This window comes from Streptomyces olivaceoviridis, assembly GCF_014650115.1.
Classification (GTDB): domain Bacteria; phylum Actinomycetota; class Actinomycetes; order Streptomycetales; family Streptomycetaceae; genus Streptomyces; species Streptomyces olivaceoviridis.
In genome coordinates, this window is record NZ_BMUI01000001.1 from 563,842 (window position 1) to 582,801 (window position 18,960).

The 18,960-nt window shown below is 71.2% G+C and carries 14 protein-coding genes; 5 read left to right on the forward strand and 9 right to left on the reverse strand.

Annotated features, from left to right (window positions below; translation table 11 throughout):
* Window positions 1-149: 149 nt before the first annotated feature.
* Window positions 150-1,541 (reverse strand): APC family permease, encoded by a 1,392-nt coding sequence (locus tag IE273_RS02565; RefSeq protein ID WP_189813456.1) that lies wholly within the window; start codon window positions 1,539-1,541, stop codon window positions 150-152.
* A gap of 431 nt (window positions 1,542-1,972) precedes the next feature.
* On the opposite strand from IE273_RS02565, the gene IE273_RS02570 reads away from it, so the two are divergent.
* Entirely contained in the window at window positions 1,973-2,803 is an 831-nt protein-coding gene (locus tag IE273_RS02570) for an SCO4651 family lipoprotein (protein WP_189813457.1), read from the forward strand.
* A 60-nt stretch (window positions 2,804-2,863) separates the two neighbouring features.
* Here the strand turns inward: IE273_RS02570 and mmsA are convergent, their stop codons facing one another.
* The 5 genes from mmsA to iolC form a co-directional block, all read right to left on the reverse strand.
* Window positions 2,864-4,366 (reverse strand): CoA-acylating methylmalonate-semialdehyde dehydrogenase, encoded by a 1,503-nt coding sequence (gene mmsA / locus IE273_RS02575; RefSeq protein ID WP_189813458.1) that lies wholly within the window; start codon window positions 4,364-4,366, stop codon window positions 2,864-2,866.
* A 16-nt stretch (window positions 4,367-4,382) separates the two neighbouring features.
* The gene (gene iolD, locus IE273_RS02580) at window positions 4,383-6,260 is read right to left on the reverse strand and encodes a 3D-(3,5/4)-trihydroxycyclohexane-1,2-dione acylhydrolase (decyclizing) (protein ID WP_189813459.1); all 1,878 of its coding nucleotides are present in this window, start codon (window positions 6,258-6,260) and stop codon (window positions 4,383-4,385) included.
* Window positions 6,257-7,081, reverse strand: coding sequence for a 5-deoxy-glucuronate isomerase (iolB, locus tag IE273_RS02585; RefSeq protein ID WP_189813460.1), 825 nt, complete (start codon window positions 7,079-7,081; stop codon window positions 6,257-6,259). The genes iolD and iolB overlap by 4 nt, the downstream gene beginning before the upstream one ends.
* Window positions 7,082-7,088: 7 nt before the next feature.
* Window positions 7,089-7,967, reverse strand: a complete 879-nt coding sequence (locus tag IE273_RS02590; protein ID WP_189813712.1) for a Cgl0159 family (beta/alpha)8-fold protein — start codon at window positions 7,965-7,967, stop codon at window positions 7,089-7,091.
* Between the two features lie 266 nt (window positions 7,968-8,233).
* Entirely contained in the window at window positions 8,234-9,184 is a 951-nt protein-coding gene (gene iolC, locus IE273_RS02595) for a 5-dehydro-2-deoxygluconokinase (RefSeq protein WP_189813461.1), read from the reverse strand.
* A gap of 320 nt (window positions 9,185-9,504) precedes the next feature.
* On the opposite strand from iolC, the gene IE273_RS02600 reads away from it, so the two are divergent.
* Window positions 9,505-9,705 (forward strand): helix-turn-helix transcriptional regulator, encoded by a 201-nt coding sequence (locus IE273_RS02600; RefSeq protein ID WP_103810279.1) that lies wholly within the window; start codon window positions 9,505-9,507, stop codon window positions 9,703-9,705.
* A gap of 69 nt (window positions 9,706-9,774) precedes the next feature.
* Here IE273_RS02600 and IE273_RS02605 read toward each other — a convergent pair whose 3' ends face one another.
* Both IE273_RS02605 and IE273_RS02610 read right to left on the reverse strand, forming a co-directional pair.
* A complete protein-coding gene (locus IE273_RS02605) occupies window positions 9,775-10,818 on the reverse strand; it encodes a zinc-dependent alcohol dehydrogenase family protein (protein ID WP_189813462.1) in 1,044 nt (347 codons plus the stop codon).
* Window positions 10,819-10,848: 30 nt separating this feature from the next.
* The gene (locus tag IE273_RS02610; protein ID WP_189813463.1) at window positions 10,849-13,119 is read right to left on the reverse strand and encodes an MMPL family transporter; all 2,271 of its coding nucleotides are present in this window, start codon (window positions 13,117-13,119) and stop codon (window positions 10,849-10,851) included.
* Between the two features lie 164 nt (window positions 13,120-13,283).
* Here IE273_RS02610 and IE273_RS02615 point away from each other — a divergent pair, with 164 nt between their 5' ends.
* From IE273_RS02615 to IE273_RS02625, 3 genes are all read left to right on the forward strand, one after another.
* A complete protein-coding gene (locus IE273_RS02615) occupies window positions 13,284-14,030 on the forward strand; it encodes a TetR/AcrR family transcriptional regulator (RefSeq protein WP_189813464.1) in 747 nt (248 codons plus the stop codon).
* 146 nt (window positions 14,031-14,176) lie between these two features.
* Window positions 14,177-14,416, forward strand: a complete 240-nt coding sequence (locus IE273_RS02620; protein ID WP_189813465.1) for a heavy-metal-associated domain-containing protein — start codon at window positions 14,177-14,179, stop codon at window positions 14,414-14,416.
* Between the two features lie 87 nt (window positions 14,417-14,503).
* Window positions 14,504-16,765: a heavy metal translocating P-type ATPase gene (locus tag IE273_RS02625; RefSeq protein WP_189813466.1), complete on the forward strand. Its 2,262-nt coding sequence runs from the start codon at window positions 14,504-14,506 to the stop codon at window positions 16,763-16,765.
* Window positions 16,766-17,412: 647 nt separating this feature from the next.
* Here IE273_RS02625 and IE273_RS02630 read toward each other — a convergent pair.
* Entirely contained in the window at window positions 17,413-18,702 is a 1,290-nt protein-coding gene (locus IE273_RS02630; protein WP_189813467.1) for a citrate synthase, read from the reverse strand.
* Window positions 18,703-18,960 lie beyond the last annotated feature (258 nt).

Below are 18,960 nucleotides of genomic sequence, written 5' to 3' on the forward strand. Positions count from 1 at the left end.
ACGGGGCGGTACTGACAACCGCTGCCGACCTGGGGGTGAGCGGGTGCCCCTCCTCCGGGTGTACGGGGGTGCTGTGCCCTACCGCGGTCGTGGTACGGACGGCGGAGCCGCACAGTGGTACGGCCCCGCTCCGACGTCCGGGCCCGTGGTCAGGCCTGCGCGTCCTCCGGGATCGACACCAGCCAGTGGGTGTCGCGGCGCGGGCGCAGGTACAGGGCCCAGTAGAGGGTCGCCGCGGCGGTGATGCCGCCGGTCCACAGCAGGTAGCTCGTCTCCTGCTGGGTCAGGATGTAGGCCAGGACGGCGATGAGCAGGACCGGCACCGCGGGCCACAGCGGCATCCGCCAGGCGGGGGTGTGCTTGTGGGAGCCACGGCGGGCGAGCAGGGCGGCGACCGCGACGAGCAGGTACATGCCGGTCACCGAGACGCCGGTGACGCCGTACAGGGTGTCGAGGTTGACGAAGCAGAGCACCGCGCCGGGGACGCCGACCGCGAGGGTGGCGACCCAGGGGGAGCCGAAGCGGCCGAGCTTGGAGAAGACGGTGTTGACCGGGCCGGGCCAGGCCTTGTCGCGGGCCGAGGCGAACAGGACGCGGGAGTTTTGGATGACCATGACGATGCCCGCGTTGATGATCGCGAGGGCCACGCAGAGGCTGACGAAGGTGCCGACCGCGGAGTTGGACCAGGCGGTGACCATGGAGCTGATGTCGCCGCCGGTCAGTTCCTTGAGGTCGGAGGCGCCCATGGTGATGGCGGCGACCGGCACCAGGATGACCACGGTGGAGATGGCGAGGGTGGCGAGGACCGTCCGGGCGACGTTGCGGCGCGGGTTCTCCAGTTCCTCGGAGAGGTAGACGGCGGTGGAGAAGCCCTGGGTGACGAAGAGGGCGATGGCGAGGCCGGAGACCACCAGCATGGCCGTCACGGTGTCGGTGTGGCCGTTCGCGCCGGCCACCTGCATCGAGACCAGGCTGCCCACCCCGCGGTGGCTGTGCGAGAAGCCCAGCAGGGCGACGACCCCGGCGGCGATGACCTCCAGGACCAGGAAGATGCCGGTGATCCAGGCGTTGGCACGCAGGTCCAGCAGACCGGCGAGGGTGGCCAGCAGCATCACTCCGGCGCCCGTCATGGACGGGTCCAGGTGGACGAGGGGGGCGAGGTAGTCCGCGGTGCCCATCGCGATCACCGGGGGCACGATCATCACGACCAGCAGGGAGAGCACGAAGACCAGCCAGCCCGCGAGCCGTCCGGCCATCGTGGAGACCATGGCGTACTCGCCGCCCGCGCTGGGGATCAGGGTGCCCAGCTCGGAGTAGCAGAACGCCACGGCGATACAGAGGAGCGAGCCGATGGCGATCGTCAGGGCGGTGGCGGTGCCGAGGGAACCGAACAGGTCGGGGACGACGACGAAGAGCGTGGAGGCGGGCGTGACGCAGGACAGCGTCAGCAGCGTGCCGCCGACGACACCGATGGAACGCTTCAGCCCCGGTGCGGGAGCCGTCGCGGTGTCTACCACGGACTTCTGGAGCGTGTCGGTCATGCGGCGGTTCCGTTCGACGTGAGCGGCTGGGGTGGGGGTCGGGAGCGCTATCGCCTCCGGCGGATCGTCGTACGTTCGTCTCGTCCGCTCCCGGCGCTGCATAGAGAACCCCGACGAAAACCACCACGTCAATGGCCGTTTGCCTTCGGAATCCGCACCTCCGGACGGCTGTGTGCCGCATCACTTTCCCAGGCTGTGACGCCCCATAGGTGCATCCATCAAGCCCATGACTGATGTGACCTTGCTTTTGAAGGTCATCTGCTCGTAACCCCTTCGCCACCCGTTTCGTCCGGCCTGAACGGGAACCGTAGGCAAGGTTTCAAAAAAATGTCAGCCGTCCGGTATCCGGACGGGTTATTCAGTCGCGTCCATGTCAGTGGTGGCCGATAGAGTGCGCCCCGCACAACAGACACACAGCTTGGGGTGGGGACATGAGGAAGAGGCACACCGCCGCCTGGGTGGCCTGCACGGCGGCAGCACTGGTGGCGGTCTCCGGCTGCGGCACGGAGAGCGCCAGGACGGCCGTCAAGGCGGTCGACAAGGCCGATCAGGCGATGGCGGCACTGACGAGGGCGACGGACCGGACGGAGCGGCTGGGCTCGGCCGAGGTGCGGATGACGACCGACACCGGCACCAGCGGCCCGATCTCCATGAAGGGCACGTACTCCTGGGGCGGCGGATACGCCTTCGACGTGGAGATGGACACCAAGGCCGCGAACATGCAGGCCATGAACCACTCCCCCACGACGCACGTCCTGTTCGTCGACGGCGTCTACTACTACGACGTCGACCGCTTCGCCTCCGGCCCGTACCAGGGCAAGGACTGGATCAAGATCGACGGCTCGGTCCTCTTCGGGAAGAAGGGCGCCGAGGCCCTCAGCGGGGACAACGGCAGCCCCTCCGCCTCCATGAAGGGCCTGAAGTACGCCAAGGACGTCCAGAACCTCGGCACGCAGACCGTGAACGGGAAGCACACCACGCACTACCGCGGCGTCATCGACAGCGCCCACATGGGCAAGCTCAAGGACGTCTACGGCGAGGGCAGCCCCATGAGCAAGGTGACCGGCGCGGAGTCGATCCTCATGGACGTGTGGGTCGGCTCCGACGACCTGCCGGTCCGGCTCAAGGAGAAGATCGGCGTCATGACCATCAGCATGGACTTCGACAAGTTCGGCAGGACGGCCACCGTGCAGGCCCCGCCCGCCGGGCGCGTCGCCGACCTCACCGACATGATCAAGAAGCAGCGGAGCCGGCAGGGCTGAACGCGCCGGTGCCCCGCCCTCTCGCGCTCGCGCGGAGGGCGGGGCACCGTGCCGTCCGGCTCAGTGGTTGCGGGGGAAGCCCAGGTCCACGCCCGCCGGGGCGTCGGCCGGGTCGGGCCAGCGGGTGGTGACGACCTTGCCGCGGGTGTAGAAGTGCGTGCCGTCGTTGCCGTAGACGTGGTGGTCGCCGAAGAGCGAGTCCTTCCAGCCGCCGAAGGAGTGGTAGCCCACCGGCACCGGGATCGGCACGTTGACGCCGACCATGCCGGCCTCGATCTCCAGCTGGAAGCGGCGGGCGGCGCCGCCGTCCCGGGTGAAGATCGCGGTGCCGTTGCCGAACGGCGAGGCGTTGATGAGCGCCACGCCCTCCTCGTAGGTCTCGGCGCGCAGTACGCACAGCACCGGGCCGAAGATCTCGTCCTGGTACGCCTTCGCGCTGGTCGGCACCTTGTCCAGCAGCGAGATGCCGATCCAGTGGCCGTCCTCGAAGCCCTCGACGGTGTACCCGGTGCCGTCCAGCACCACCTCGGCGCCCTCGGCGGCGGCGCCCTCCACGTACGAGGCCACCTTGTCGCGGTGCGCCTTCGTGATCAGCGGGCCCATCTCGGACGTCGGGTCGTTGCCCGGACCGATCTTGATCTTCTCGGCACGCTCGCGGATCTTCTCCACCAGCGTGTCGCCGACGGCGCCCACCGCCACGACCGCCGAGATGGCCATGCAGCGCTCGCCCGCGGAGCCGTAGGCCGCGCTCACGGCCGCGTCGGCCGCCGCGTCCAGGTCGGCGTCGGGCAGGACCAGCATGTGGTTCTTGGCGCCGCCCAGCGCCTGCACACGCTTGCCGTTGGCGGAGGCGGTGGTGTGGATGTAGCGGGCGATCGGGGTCGAGCCGACGAAGGAGACGGCCTTGACGTCCGGGTGCTCCAGCAGACGGTCCACGGCCACCTTGTCGCCGTGCACGACGTTGAAGACACCGTCGGGCAGACCGGCCTCGGCCAGCAGCTCGGCGAGGCGGATCGACGCCGACGGGTCCTTCTCGCTCGGCTTCAGCACGAAGGTGTTGCCGCACGCGATGGCGATCGGGAACATCCACATCGGGACCATCGCCGGGAAGTTGAACGGCGTGATGCCGGCGACGACACCGAGCGGCTGGCGGATCGAGGCCACGTCCACCCGGCTCGCGACCTGCGTGGACAGCTCGCCCTTCAGCTGGACGTTGATGCCACAGGCCAGGTCGACGATCTCCAGGCCACGCGCCACCTCGCCCAGCGCGTCCGAGTGCACCTTGCCGTGCTCGGCGGTGATCAGCTCGGCGATCTCGTCCCGGTGCGCGTCGAGCAGCGCCCGGAACTTGAAGAGGACGGACGTGCGCTGGGCCAGGGAGGACTGGCCCCAGGTCAGGTAGGCGTCCTTGGCCGCCGCGACGGCCGCGTCCACCTCCTCGACCGACGCGAACGCGACCTTCGTGGTGACCGCGCCGGTCGCCGGGTCGGTGACCGGCCCGTACGCACCCGACGCGCCTTCGACGGTCTTCCCGCCGATCCAGTGGTTGACGATCTTCGTCATGTCCGGAGACTCCTTCTCACAGATGGCGGCGTCGGGTCGAGACGTGCCGTTCGTACAGCTCACGTGCCTTGACCGCGGCGGGGCGGGTCGCGGTCTCGGCCACAGGAACATCCCACCAGGCCTGCGCCGGAGGCGCCCCCGACACAGTGTCGGACGTTTCCGTCTCCACGTAGACACATGTGGGTGCGTCGGCCGCGCGCGCCTCCGCGAGCGCCGCGCGCAGGTCCCGTACGGTCTTCGCGCGCAGCACCCGCATGCCGAGGCTGGCCGCGTTGGCGGCGAGGTCGACGGGGAGCGGGGCGCCGGTGAAGGTGCCGTCCTCGGCGGTGTAGCGGTAGGCCGTGCCGAACCGCTCGCCGCCCACCGAGTCCGAGAGCCCGCCGATCGAGGCGTACCCGTGGTTCTGCACCAGCAGGACCTTGATCGCGATGCCCTCCTGCACGGCGGTCACGATCTCCGTCGGCATCATCAGATAGGTGCCGTCGCCGACCAGCGCCCACACGTTCCGCTCGGGCGCGGCGAGCTTCACCCCGAGGGCGGCCGGGATCTCGTAGCCCATGCAGGAGTAGCCGTACTCCAGGTGGTACTGGTCGCACGACCGCGCCCGCCACAGCTTGTGCAGGTCGCCCGGGAGCGAGCCGGCCGCGTTGATGATGACGTCCGACTCGTCCACCAGCGCGTCCAGGGCGCCGATGACCTGCGGCTGGGTCGGCCGTGCGTCGAGCTCCTCGACCTCGAAGCAGGCGTCGACGCGCTGCTCCCAGCGTTCCTTGTCCTCGGTGTACTCGCTGACGTAGGAGTCGGCGACGCCGTGGCCGTGCATGACCAGTGCCTCGGTCAGCTCGCCCAGACCGCTGCGGGCGTCGGCGATCAGCGGCAGCCCGGCCAGCTTGTGGCCGTCGAAGGGCGCGATGTTGAGGTTCAGGAAGCGGACGGCCGGGTTCTCGAAGAGGGTGCCGGAGGCGGTGGTGAAGTCGGTGTACCGGGTGCCGACGCCGATGACGAGGTCCGCGGTGCGGGCCAGCTCGTCGGCGGTCGCGGTGCCGGTGTGGCCGACACCGCCGACGTCCTGCGGATGGTCGTACCGCAGTGAGCCCTTGCCGGCCTGGGTGGAGGCGACCGGGATGCGGGTCGCCGCCGCGAACTCGGCGAGGGCCTCCTCCGCGCGGCTGTGGTGGACCCCGCCGCCGGCGATGACGAGGGGCCGTGCGGCGGAGCGGATCGCCCGGACCGCCTCCGCCAGCTCGGTCGGGTCCGCGCCCGGCCGCCGTACGGTCCACACGCGCGTCGAGAAGAACTCCTCCGGCCAGTCGAAGGCCTCCGCCTGCACGTCCTGCGGCAGGGCGAGCGTGACCGCGCCGGTCTCCACGGGGTCGGTGAGGACCCGCATGGCCTGGAGGGCGCTCGGGATCAGGGCCTCCGGGCGGGTGACCCGGTCGAAGTACTTCGACACCGGGCGCAGGGTGTCGTTGACCGACACATCGCCCGCGTACGGCAGCTCCAGCTGCTGGAGGACCGGGTCGGCGGGGCGGGCGGCGAAGACGTCGCCGGGCAGGAGCAGCACCGGGAGGTGGTTGATGGTCGCGAGGGCGGCGCCGGTGACGAGGTTCGTGGCGCCGGGGCCGATCGACGTCGTGACCGCGTGCGTGGACAGGCGGTTCGACTGACGGGCGTAGCCGACCGCCGCGTGCACCATGGACTGTTCGTTGCGGCCCTGGTGATACGGCATCACGTCCGCGTACTCGACCAGGGCCTGGCCGAGGCCGGCGACGTTGCCGTGTCCGAAGATGCCCCAGGTGGCGCCGATCAGCCGCTGCCTTCGGCCGTCCCGCTCGGTGTACTGGGCGGCGAGGAAGCGGACGAGCGCCTGGGCGACGGTCAGCCGGATCGTCATCGGTAGCCCCCTGTGCTTTCTACGTGGTCGGGGTGGAAACAGATCCGCCATTCCCGGGTCTCGCCCGGTCCCGCCATGACGTTCAGGTAGTACATGTCATGTCCGGGCTGGGCGATGGACGGGCCGTGCCAGCCGTCGGGGACGAGGACGGCGTCGCCGGAGCGGACCTCGGCGAGAACGTCGGCGCCGCCCTCCCGCGAGGGGAACACCCGCTGGTAGCCGAGCCCGTTCGGGCCGTCGATCTCGAAGTAGTAGATCTCCTCCAGCTCGGACTCCTCGCCCGGCCGGTGCTCGTCGTGCTTGTGCGGCGGGTACGAGGACCAGTGGCCGCCCGGCGTGATCACCTCCACGGCGATCAGCTTGTCGCACGCGAAGGAGTCGGCGGAGGCGAAGTTGCGCACCCGGCGGGCGCAGGAGCCGCTGCCGCGCTCCTCGACGGGGACCTCCGGCGCGGGGCCGTAGCGGGCGGGGAGTCGTCGCTCGCACTTCGCTCCTGCCAGGGCGAAGCGGCCTCCCGCGCCGGAGGCGATCAGGACCTGGGCGTCCCGGGGCACGTACGCGAAGTCGGAGACATCCGCGAACACGCTTTCCCGGCCCAGGAGTTGGAACTCGTCGTGCTCCATATGCACGGTACATCCGCCTTCCAGCGGAAGCACGATCCACTCACTGTCCCCAGTGGTGAACGTATGACTGCCACCGGGCGCCAGCTCGACGACACGCAGGCTGCTGTGCGTCCAGCCGGCCACCTTCGGATCGATGTCGACGGCGTACCGGGAATTCGCGGTGGCGCCCCGGGGCAGATGCAGGTCGGTGCTGGTCATGCGGCCCTCACAGCAGTCCTACGGCGGTGTCCACGGCGGCGGCCACATCGCCGTCCGCCGGGTACAGCAACGAGCGGCCGACCACCAGGCCGCGCACGGTGGGGAGTTGGAGCGCGCCGCGCCACTTCTCGTACGCGGCGACCTGGTCCTCGGGCGAGTCGCCGATGTCCCCGCCGAGCAGCACGGCGGGCAGGGTGGAGGTCTCCATCACCCGGGCCATGTCGTCGGGGTTCTCGGTGACCGGCACCTTCAACCAGGTGTAGGCGGAGGAGCCGCCGAGGCCGGAGGCGATGGCGATGGACCGGGTGACCGCTTCGGCGGACAGGTCGTTCGTCACCTTCCCCCCGGGGGTACGGCGGCTGATGAACGGCTCCACGAACACCGGCAGCCGGCGCTCGGCCATGGCGTCGATGACGCGGGCGGTGGACTCCAGGGTGGTCAGGGAGCCGGGGTCGCTGTAGTCGACGCGCAGCAGCAGCTTGCCCGCGTCGAAGCCGAGGCGCTCGATGTCCTGCGGGCGGTGGCCGGTGAACCGGTCGTCCAGCTCGAAGCTGGCCCCTTGCAGGCCGCCGCGGTTCATGGAACCCATGACGACCTTGTGGTCCAGGGCGCCGAGGAGGAGCAGGTCGTCCAGGATGTCGGCGGTGGCGAGGACGCCGTCGACGCCGGGCCGGGACAGCGCGAGGCAGAGGCGTTCGAGCAGGTCGGCCCGGTTGGCCATGGCGAGCTTGCGGTCGCCGACGCCGAGCGCGCCACGGGCCGGGTGGTCCGCGGCGACGATCATCAGCCGCCCGCTGTCGTTCAGCAGCGGCCTGCGAGCCCGACGGGCAGCGGCCTCCCCGATCGCCTCGGGGTGCCGGGTACGGATCCGGACGAGTTCGCCCACGTCGACACGGGTGCCTGCGGCGCCTTGGCGGGGGGAGGCCGCGGAGACGTGGGGACGGGAGGGCGCGGAGCCCTCACGGGGAGGGGTCGCGGAGCCCTCACGGGGAGGGGTCGCGGAGCCCTGGCCGGGAGCATCCGCGGTGCCTTCACGGGGAGCGGACGCGAGGGCGTCGGAGCGTGCGGGCGCGGAGCCCTCGCGGGGAGCGGGCGCGGTGGAGCCGGTGCCCGAGCCGTCGTCGGGGTGCGTGCCGGTGACGCGGCCGGCCCTCACAGCACCGCTCCGGCGTCGAGCGCGGCGGCCACCTCGTCCGGGGTCGGCATCGCGGAGGAGCACTCCAGGCGGGAGGCGACGATGGCACCGGCCGCGTTGGCGTGCCGCATGATCGTCTCCAGGTCCCAGCCGGCCAGCAGGCCGTGGCAGAGGGAGCCGCCGAAGGCGTCCCCGGCGCCGAGTCCGTTCAGGACGGTGACGGGCAGGGGCGGGACCTCGGCCGACTCACCCTTCTGGTTGACGGCGAGGACCCCCTTGGGTCCTTGCTTGACGACGGCCAGCTCGACCCCGGCGTCCAGCAGGGCGCGGGCGGCGGCATGCGGCTCGCGCACTCCGGTCGCGACCTCCACCTCGTCCAGGTTGCCGACGGCGACGGTGGCGTGGCGCAGGGCCTCGGCGTAGAGGGGGCGGGCGGTGCCGGGGTCCGACCAGAACATGGGGCGCCAGTCGAGATCGAAGACGGTGATGCCCGCCTTGGCCCGGTGGGCGAGGGCAGCGAGGGTCGCCGTACGGCTCGGCTCCTCGCTCAGGCCGGTGCCCGTGACCCAGAAGATCCGGGCCTCGCGAAGGGCGTCCAGGTCCAGCTCGTGGGCGTCGATCTCCAGGTCGGGGGCCTTGGGCTGCCGGTAGAAGTAGAGCGGGAAGTCGTCCGGCGGGAAGACCTCGCAGAAGGTGACGGGGGTCGGCAGGCCGGGGACGGGGGTGACCCAGCGGTCGTCGACGCCGAAGCCGCGCAGCGCCTCGTGGAGGTAGGTGCCGAACGGGTCGTCGCCGGTACGGGTGATCACGGCGGTGTGCCGGCCGAGGCGGGCCGCGGCCACCGCCACGTTCGTCGCCGACCCGCCGAGGAACTTGCCGAAGGACGACACCCGGGCGAGCGGGACACCGGTCTGGAGCGGGTAGAGGTCCACTCCGATCCGCCCCATGGTGATCAGGTCGTAGGCCATCGGCTTCCCTTCGTCATGGCTCTCCCCGGCTTTCTAGTCCCGCATGCCGAGCCATGTCAATGTTTTGTCCAGACATTCGGACTAGTCCCCGCCCCGGACTCCGTTACGAAGCGCCCTATGTGGCTGCTGTGTCACAAAGACCTCCCTCCTGTCACACATGTCACGTGTACGCGGGTTCTCGGTCACATCCGGTCGACAGGGAGGCTCCGCTGGTCACTCAGCGTCGTTCACCAGGCGCAGGTTTGTGATCAGCGCAGCGCCCGGTCCCCCCGGTGGCCCTTCCCGGTCGCCGCCGCGGTGCGCGCGGGGAGGTGCAACGCATGGCCGACCGAAGGCTCTGGTCCTACAAGGAGATCGCGGCGCACATCCGGGTGCAGCCGGACACCGTACGGTCCTACCGCAAGCACGGGCTGCTGCCCCCGCCCGACCACGTCGAGGGCGGCAAGCCCTACTGGTACGCCGACACCGTCCGCGCCTGGGTCGCCTCCCGTCCCGGCAACCGCGGCCGCAGAGAGGACTGACGCGCTCTCGCGGGCACGGTGCCGGGCGGCGGGGAAGCCGGGCGGGAGCGGTGAACGGGCGGTGGGCTCTCAGCTCCAGGGCTCGATGACCGTGACGCCCGCGCCCGGCGCCGTGTCCATCGCCGCGAGGGCCGCCGGAGCCGCGTCGAGCGTGATCGTCCGGGTCACCAGGAGATCCGGACGCAGAACGCCGGCGCGGACCAGGTGCAGCATGCCGGGGTAGGTGTGGGCGGCCATGCCGTGGCTGCCGAGGAGTTCCAGCTCCAGGGCCGTCGCGCGGGCCAGCGGGACCGGGGTGGTGCCGTCGGGCGAGGGCAGCAGGCCGACCTGGACGTGCCGGCCGCGGCGGCGCAGACCGTTCACGGAGGCCGCGCAGGTGGCCGGCGAGCCGAGGGCGTCGAGGGAGAGGTGCGCACCGCCGCCGGTCAGCTCCCGGACGACGGCGGCCGGGTCGGACACCCCGGTCGCGTCCAGGCACTCGGCGGCTCCGAACGTCCGCGCCAGCTCCAGCGCTCGGGGTGACACGTCGACCGCGACCACCCGGGCCCCCGAGGCCGCCGCGATCATCACCGCCGACAGGCCGACCCCGCCGCAGCCGTGCACCGCGACCCACTCCCCGGCCGCCACCCGGCCCTGCTGCACCACGGCCCGGAACGCGGTGGCGAAGCGGCAGCCGAGCGCGGCGGCGGTGGCGTACGTCATGTCGTCCGGCAGCGCGACGAGATTGACGTCGGCGTGGTCGAGCGCGACGTACTCGGCGAAGGAGCCCCAGTGGTGGAACCCGGGCTGGGTCTGCCGCTCGCACACCTGCTGGTCGCCCGCCGCACAGGACGGGCAGCCGCCGCAGGCGCAGACGAACGGCACGGTGACCCGGTCGCCGGGCCGCCAGCCGGTCACCCGCGCGCCCACCGCCTCGACCACACCGGCGAGTTCATGCCCCGGCACGTGCGGCAGCGTGATGTCCGGGTCGTGCCCCATCCAGCCGTGCCAGTCGCTGCGGCAGAGGCCGGTGACCTCGACACGGACGACCACACCGTGGTCCGCGGGCTCCGGGTCGGGTACGTCCCGCACCTCGGCCGGCTTTCCGTACTCCTCGAACATCACGGCTCGCATGCATGCTCCTTTCGGGAACCTGCGCGAAGGCTAGACGCTCCGGGGGCCGCCGGAATGGGTCACCAGTTCCGGTTCGTCGTGGCCGGCGAGGCCGCTCCCCGCGCCGCTGCCGGGCGCTTCCCGCTCGCCCTCGCTCATGCCGAACCGGTCGTGGAAGCGCCGCAGCCACGCCGGCGCCCACCAGGTCGCCCTGCCCGTGAGCCGCATGACGGCCGGGACCAGGAGGCCGCGGACCACCATCGCGTCCATCAGGACCGCGAGCGCGATGCCGAGGCCGAGCATCTTGGTGTCGGTCACCCGGGAGGTGCCGATCGCCACCATGACCACGGCCAGGATGACCGCCGCCGCCGTGATCAGGCCGCCCGTGCGCTGGAGGCCGAGGCGGACCGCTCCCTCGTGGTCGCCCGTGCGGTCGTACTCCTCCTTGACGCGCGAGAGCAGGAAGACGCCGTAGTCCATGGAGAGGCCGAAGGCCACGCAGAACATCAGCACGGGCAGGGTGGTCTCGATGGAGCCGGGGCTGGTGAAGCCGAGCGGGCCTGAGAGGTGGCCGTCCTGGAAGACCCAGACGACCGCGCCGAACATCGCCGTCAGGCTGAGCGCGTTGAGCACCACGGCCTGGAGGGGTATCAGCACGCTGCCGGTGAGGAGGAAGACCAGCAGGAGCGTGACGACGGCGATGAACACGGCCGCCCAGGGCAGGCGCTCCGCTGTCGCGTGCTTGGTGTCCACCAGGACGGCGGCGGTGCCGGTCACCTTGGTGGAGAAGGGGGCGTCCAGCGCGCGCAGGTCGCCGACCAGCCGCTGGGCCGGGTCGCCCACGGCCTCTCCCCCGGGCTGGACCGTGAAGTAGGCGGTGTCGCCCTTGACCAGGGGGCCGTCGACGCGGACCACCTCGGGCAGGGCGGCCATCCGCTGCTTGTAGGCGGCGTACTGGGCGTCGGTGGCCCGGCCCTCGGCGAGGACTTCCAGGCCGCCGCCGGGGCTGCCGGGGAAGCCCTCGCGCAGGTGCTGCTGCACCACGTGGGACTCGGCGGTCGAGGGCAGCTGCCGGTCGTCGGCCGTACCGAACTCGACCCCCAGGAAGGGCAGTCCGAGCAGCACGAGCAGGGCGGTGGTGCCGAGGACGAAGAGGGGGGCGCGGCGCATCACCAGGCCCGCCGTACGCGCCCAGGCGGCGCCTCCCCCGGCCGGCTTCGACGCGCGGCCCCGGCGGAAGAGGCGGCGCAGGTCCAGGGAGTTGACCCGGTGGCCGAGCAGGACCAGCGCGGCCGGGAGCAGGATCAGGGCCGCCGCCGCCGCGAGGAGGACCACGGCGATGCCGGCGTAGGCGAAGGACCGCAGGAAGTACTGCGGGAAGACCATCATGGCGGCCAGGGAGACCGCGACGGTCAGGGCGGAGAAGAGCACGGTGCGGCCGGCCGTGCGCAGGGTCGTGCCCACGGCGGTCGACGGGTCGGCGCCGGCAGACAGTTCCTCGCGGTAGCGGCGGACGATGAACAGGGCGTAGTCGATGGCGAGGCCGAGCCCGAGCGCCGTGGTGAGGTTCAGCGCGAAGACGGAGACGTCGGTGAAGGTGGTCAGGCCGCGCAGCACCGCGTTCGTCCCGAGGATGGCGACGATGCCGATGCCCAGCGGGAGCAGGGCCGCCACCGCGCTGCCGAAGACCATGACCAGCAGCACCAGCGTGATCGGCAGGGCGATCAGTTCGGCGCGGGTGAGGTCCTCCTTGATGACCGTCTGCATCTCGTGCCGCACCGCGACGATGCCGCCGATCCTCACCTCGACCGGGCCGTGCGTGCCCCGGTAGTGCGGGGCGATGCGGTCCAGGGTGCGGCCCATCGCGCTCTCGTCGCCGGTGACGCGGGCGGCGATCAGCGCCTCGTGACCGTCCTCGGCGCGCAGGGCCGGGGCCTGCGCGGGCGCGGCCTGCCAGTAGGAGCCGACGCCGGTGACGCCCGGCTCCCCCGCGAGCCGCGCGGCCAGGGTGCGGGCCTCGGCGGCCACCGCCGGGTCGTCCACCGAGGCGCGGCCCGCGTCGACCAGGAGCAGCAGGTTCGGCTCGGAGGCGGGGAACTCGCGCTCCAGCGCCTTGGTCGCGTACGTCGACTCGGCGGCCGGGTCCTCCCAGCCGCCGCTGCCGAGGCGGTCCGCGACCCCGCTGCCGGCCAGCACGGCGAGCGCGGTGAGCACCAGGGCGACCAGGAGCGACAGGCGTGGCCGGGCGGTGACGAATCGGGTCCAGCCACCGGCCCGGGACGGTTGGGCCCCGGACCGCGGCGCCTTGTTGACATCGGTCATCGTGCGGTGTCCCCTTCACCGTGACCAGCGCTGACGTGTGCGAGCACGGCGGCATGGTCCAGCCATTGCCTAGACTGGCAGACACGAGAGATCGCTCGCGTTTCATCAGAATGCGAGCGACCGCTCGCGTTTGTCAATCGCATTCGGAGAGCTGGGGATAACGCGTGCCCGACACCACGCAGAAGGACGGCACCTCGGAGGCCGCACAGAGGGACGGCACCTCGGAGGCCCGCACCTCGAAGGCCGGCACCCCGGAGGCCCGCGCCTCGAAGGCCGGCGCCCCGGAGAAGGAGCAGGCGCCGCGCCGCCGCCAGGCCCGCGGTGAACGCCGTGTCACCCAGCTGCTCGAAGCCGCCGCCCAGGTCTTCTGCACCACCGGCTACACCGCCGCCAGCACCAACGCCATCGCCCGTGCGGCGGGCGTCTCGCCCGGCACGCTCTACCAGTTCTTCCCGAACAAGGAAGCGATCGCGATCGAGCTGGGCGACCGGCTGATGCACGAGATGCGGGAGGCGTACGGCGAGGCACTGGCTCCCGTCGACCCCGCCACGCCGCTGGAGGAGGCGATCGGCTCGGCCGTCGACCGGTTCATGGCCTTCAACACCGACCATCCGGCCTTCTTCGCGCTGATGCACGGACCCGACGTCCCGGGCCGGATGGCCGAGGCGCACGACCAGCTGCACACGACGGTGATCGGCCGGATCGAGGCCCTGCTCGGCTCGCTCGTGCCCGGCGCCGACCCGGCCGACGTCACCCGCACGGCCCGTGTCTGCCTCGGCATCTACAAGGCCGGCCTGGAGCTGGTCCTGGCCCACCAGGGCGCCGAGCGCGCCGCGTACATCCGGGAGACCAAGGACGTCCTGATCCGCTACCTGGAACCCCTGGTGGGTGACCGGCTCGGCCGCACATGACACGCGACACCGGAAATCCGGGCGCGGGACCCCGCTGAAGTCATACCCCCTAGGGGTATAGTCTGAGAGGAGATGGGGTTCCTCCGCGGCCTCCACGGCCTCCGTGGACCCCACTGGCCCCACATGCCTCGACGAGGAGTAACGACATGACCGCTCAGACCGACACCACGGGCCCCGTCACCACCGTCTACCAGGTGACCGGCATGAGCTGTGGCCACTGCGAGGGCTCCGTCTCCGGCGAGATCTCCCAGATCCCGGGTGTCAGCTCGGTGAAGGCCGTCGCGTCGACCGGCGAGGTGACCGTCGTCTCCGAGGCCCCGCTGGACGAGGAGGCCGTGCGCGCCGCCGTGGACGAGGCCGGTTTCGAGCTGGCCGGCCAGGCCTGAGGAAAACCCTCCGTTTCCCCGACCCGGGCCGTACCGACCAGCTGATACTGGATCCGTACGGCCCGGTCCGATGTCTGGAGTCCGGACATGACCAGCACCACCGCACAAACCGCGAAGACAGCCGCGGCCACGGGCACCACCTCCGAGACCGAGCTGCTCATCGGCGGGATGACCTGCGCCTCCTGCGCCGCCCGGGTGGAGAAGAAGCTCAACCGGATGGACGGCGTCAGCGCCACCGTCAACTTCGCCACCGAGAAGGCCAAGGTCACCTTCGCCGACGGCGTCCGGGTCGCCGACCTGATCGCCACCGTGGAGAAGACCGGCTACACCGCCGAGGAGCCACCGCCGCCCCGGCCCGCGCCCGGAACGGAACCGGCAACCCCCGCACCGGACGCCGAACTGGGCGCCCTGCGCCACCGCCTGTTCGTCTCCGTGCTGCTCGCCGCCCCCGTGGTCCTGCTCTCGATGATCCCGGCGCTCCAGTTCGACAACTGGCAGTGGCTCTCGCTCACCCTCGCCGCGCCGGTCGTCGTCTGGGGCGGCGCCCCCTTCCACCGGGCCGCCTGGACCAACCTCCGGCACGGCGCCGCCACCATGGACACCCTCGTCTCGGTCGGCACGCTGGCCGCGTTCGGCTGGTCGCTGTGGGCCCTGTTCTTCGGCGACGCCGGCATGCCCGGCATGCACGACGAGTTCCGCCTCACCGTCTCCCGCATGGACGGCGCCTCCACGATCTACCTGGAGGTGGCCGCCGGAGTCGTCGCGCTGATCCTGCTCGGCCGCTATCTGGAGGCCCGCTCCAAGCGCCGCGCGGGCGCCGCCCTGAAGGCCCTGATGGAGCTGGGCGCCAAGGACGTGGCGGTGCTGCGGGAGGGCCGCGAGGTACGGATACCGGTGTCGTCCCTGGCCGTCGGCGACCGGTTCGTCGTCCGGCCCGGCGAGAAGATCGCCACCGACGGCACGGTCGTGGAGGGCGTCTCCGCGGTGGACGCCTCCATGCTGACCGGCGAGTCGGTGCCGGTGGACGTCGGCCCCGGCGACCGGGTCACCGGCGCCACGGTCAACGCGGGCGGCCGGCTGGTCGTGGAGGCCACCCGGGTCGGCGCGGACACCCAGCTCGCCCGGATGGCGAAGCTGGTCGAGGACGCGCAGAACGGCAAGGCCGAGGTGCAGCGGCTCGCCGACCGGATCTCCGCCGTCTTCGTCCCCGTGGTCATCCTCATCGCGCTCGGCACGTTCGGCGTCTGGCTGGGCGTCACCGGCGACACGGTGGCCGCGTTCACCGCCGCCGTGGCCGTCCTGATCATCGCCTGCCCCTGCGCGCTGGGCCTGGCCACCCCGACCGCGCTGATGGTCGGCACCGGGCGCGGCGCCCAGCTCGGCATCCTGATCAAGGGCCCCGAGGTGCTGGAGTCCACCCGCCGCGTGGACACGGTCGTCCTGGACAAGACCGGCACGGTCACCACCGGCCGGATGAGCCTCCAGGCCGTGTACGTCGCCGAGGGCGAGGACGAGAAGAAGCTGCTGCGGCTCGCTGGCGCCCTGGAGCACGCCTCCGAGCACCCCGTGGCCCGTGCCGTCGCCGCCGGCGCCGAGGAACGCGCCGGAGCGCTCCCGCGGGTCGAACACTTCGAGAACGTACCCGGTCGGGGCGTGCGCGGGCGCGTGGACGGCCGCGAGGTGGCCGTGGGGCGCCTCTACGACGACCTCCCGCAGGAGTTGGCCCGCGCGGCCCGCGAGGCCGAGCAGGAGGGTCGTACGGCCGTCGTGGCGGGCTGGGACGGGCGGGCCCGCGGGGTCCTCGCCGTCGCCGACGCGGTCAAGCCGACCAGCGCCGAGGCGATCCGCGAGCTGCGGGCGCTGGGGCTGACGCCGGTGCTGCTCACCGGGGACAACCGGACCGTCGCCGAGGCGGTCGCGCGCACGGTCGGCATCGACTCCGCGCACGTCTTCGCCGAGGTGCTGCCCGAGGACAAGGTGGACGTCGTACGCCGGCTCCAGCGCGAGGGGCGGGCCGTGGCCATGGTCGGCGACGGCGTGAACGACGCCGCCGCGCTCGCCACGGCGGACCTGGGCCTGGCCATGGGCACCGGCACGGACGCGGCGATCGAGGCCGGCGACCTGACGCTGGTGCGCGGGGACCTGCGGGTGGCCGCGGACGCGATCCGGCTGTCCCGGCGGACGCTGGCCACCATCAAGGGAAACCTGGTGTGGGCCTTCGGCTACAACGTCGCCGCGCTGCCGCTGGCCGCCGCGGGGCTGCTCAACCCGATGATCGCGGGGGCGGCGATGGCCTTCTCCTCGGTGTTCGTGGTGACCAACAGCCTGCGGCTGCGGACCTTCCGGTAGGGCGGGGGCGATTGCCGGGGCGGATGTCCCGGTCCCCCTGGAGTCCGGCGCGAGCCTCACATAAGCTCTACACAAGGCTCTCGCATCATCCTTACGCTTGAGCCCCGATCGCCGTATCGGGGCTCTTGCGCACTTAAAGGTCATATGCAAGAGACACAGATCACAGTGATGCGAACGTAACCATCGAAGGGGTTCGAGGGTCTAAGTTGGCGATGTCAGCCCAGCGTCTTGGGGGGCGCTGACTGGCATCTGGGGATGTCTTGGGGGACTTCCTCAGAGATGCGTTGCCGGGGCACGCACACCGGGAAGCTTTGAGCGGCCCTTCCGGCGTGCGTTGTCCCGGCAGATCGCACCGCATCACTGGAGCAGGCCGAGTTTTGCTCGTTCTGCTCACAGACAGCGATTCAGGCGCTGTCCTCTCCGAGCGCCCGGCCGGATCCCGTGGGGGGAATCCGCACCGGGACATGGGAAGGCGCCCTGGTCGTCGGCCCGTGGGGGGACCGGCGTCTCAGGGCGCCTTCCGCTTTTTCCGCCTGTACCGCTTTGACGCTCCCGTGTGCCGCTACAGCCCTCCGGCCCATGCGGCTACGGCGCGACCGTCGGGTGCCTGGAGGCTCACCGCACGCCAGGCACCCGCCGAGAAGAACTCAGCGCTCCTCGACCGGCACGAAGTCGCGCTCGACCACGCCCGTGTAGATCTGGCGCGGGCGGCCGATGCGGGAGCCCGGCTCCTTGATCATCTCGGTCCACTGGGCGATCCAGCCCGGCAGGCGGCCGAGGGCGAACAGGACCGTGAACATCTCGGTCGGGAAGCCCATGGCGCGGTAGATCAGACCGGTGTAGAAGTCCACGTTCGGGTACAGCTTGCGCTCGACGAAGTAGTCGTCGGACAGCGCGTGCTCCTCCAGCTTGAGGGCGATGTCGAGGAGCTCGTCCTCCTTGCCCAGCGCGGAGAGCACGTCGTGCGCGGCGGCCTTGATGATCTTGGCGCGGGGGTCGAAGTTCTTGTAGACCCGGTGGCCGAAGCCCATCAGGCGGACACCGTCCTCCTTGTTCTTCACCTTGCGGATGAAGGTGTCGACGTCGGAGCCCGAGTCGCGGATGCCCTCCAGCATCTCCAGCACGGACTGGTTGGCACCGCCGTGCAGCGGGCCCCACAGGGCGCTGATGCCGGCCGAGATCGACGCGAACATGTTGGCCTGCGAGGAACCGACCAGGCGGACCGTGGAGGTCGAACAGTTCTGCTCGTGGTCGGCGTGCAGGATCAGCAGCTTGTCCAGCGCGGCGACGACGACCGGGTCGAGCTCGAACTCCTGCGCCGGCACGGAGAAGGTCATGCGCAGGAAGTTCTCGACGTAACCGAGGTCGTTGCGCGGGTAGACGAACGGGTGGCCGATCGACTTCTTGTAGGCGTACGCCGCGATCGTCGGGAGCTTGGCGAGCAGCCGGATCGTGGAGAGGTCGCGCTGCTTCTCGTCGAACGGGTTGTGGCTGTCCTGGTAGAAGGTGGACAGCGCCGACACGACCGAGGACAGCATGGCCATCGGGTGGGCGTCGCGCGGGAAGCCCTTGTAGAAGTTCTTGACGTCCTCGTGCAGCAGCGTGTGCCGCGTGATGTCGTTCTGGAACGCCGTCAGCTGGTCGACGGTGGGCAGCTCGCCGTTGATCAGCAGGTACGCCACCTCAAGGAAGGTGGAGCGCTCGGCCAGCTGCTCGATGGGGTAGCCGCGGTAGCGGAGGATGCCCGCCTCGCCGTCGAGGTAGGTGATCGCGGATTTGTAGGCGGCGGTGTTGCCGTAGCCGCTGTCCAGAGTCACCAGACCGGTCTGGGCGCGGAGCTTCCCGATGTCGAAGCCCTTGTCACCGACGGTGCTGTCGACCACCGGGTAGGTGTACTCGCCGTCGCCGTACCGCAGTACTACAGAGTTGTCGCTCACGTCTTCCCTCACCGACGTAGTGCCTCATCTTCGAGGTGCCCTGACTGTCTCTACCATCCCCCATTTGGCTCAGGAGAGTGCACTCGGGGTCGACCATTGGGCCTATTGGCGGCACTCAGTGCCGTCAACCTGCTCATCCTGCCCCCTCGAAGGGGCAACCGGAAGTGCTCTGTGACCTTCACGACTCGTTTGATCGATCATTTTCGCCGCAGGCTCGGATTCCGTGCCGCCACCGTGACTTCGGGGCCACCGCCCGTG

Excerpts from the sequence above, each read along its gene's own strand:
- IE273_RS02565 (WP_189813456.1), bottom strand. The coding sequence starts at position 1,541 with ATGACCGACACGCTCCAGAAGTCCGTGGTAGACACCGCGACGGCTCCC.
- IE273_RS02570 (WP_189813457.1), top strand. The coding sequence starts at position 1,973 with ATGAGGAAGAGGCACACCGCCGCCTGGGTGGCCTGCACGGCGGCAGCA.
- mmsA (WP_189813458.1), bottom strand. The coding sequence starts at position 4,366 with ATGACGAAGATCGTCAACCACTGGATCGGCGGGAAGACCGTCGAAGGC.
- iolD (WP_189813459.1), bottom strand. The coding sequence starts at position 6,260 with ATGACGATCCGGCTGACCGTCGCCCAGGCGCTCGTCCGCTTCCTCGCC.
- iolB (WP_189813460.1), bottom strand. The coding sequence starts at position 7,081 with ATGACCAGCACCGACCTGCATCTGCCCCGGGGCGCCACCGCGAATTCC.
- iolC (WP_189813461.1), bottom strand. The coding sequence starts at position 9,184 with ATGGCCTACGACCTGATCACCATGGGGCGGATCGGAGTGGACCTCTAC.
- IE273_RS02600 (WP_103810279.1), top strand. The coding sequence starts at position 9,505 with ATGGCCGACCGAAGGCTCTGGTCCTACAAGGAGATCGCGGCGCACATC.
- IE273_RS02605 (WP_189813462.1), bottom strand. The coding sequence starts at position 10,818 with ATGCGAGCCGTGATGTTCGAGGAGTACGGAAAGCCGGCCGAGGTGCGG.
- IE273_RS02610 (WP_189813463.1), bottom strand. The coding sequence starts at position 13,119 with ATGACCGATGTCAACAAGGCGCCGCGGTCCGGGGCCCAACCGTCCCGG.
- IE273_RS02620 (WP_189813465.1), top strand. The coding sequence starts at position 14,177 with ATGACCGCTCAGACCGACACCACGGGCCCCGTCACCACCGTCTACCAG.
- IE273_RS02625 (WP_189813466.1), top strand. The coding sequence starts at position 14,504 with ATGACCAGCACCACCGCACAAACCGCGAAGACAGCCGCGGCCACGGGC.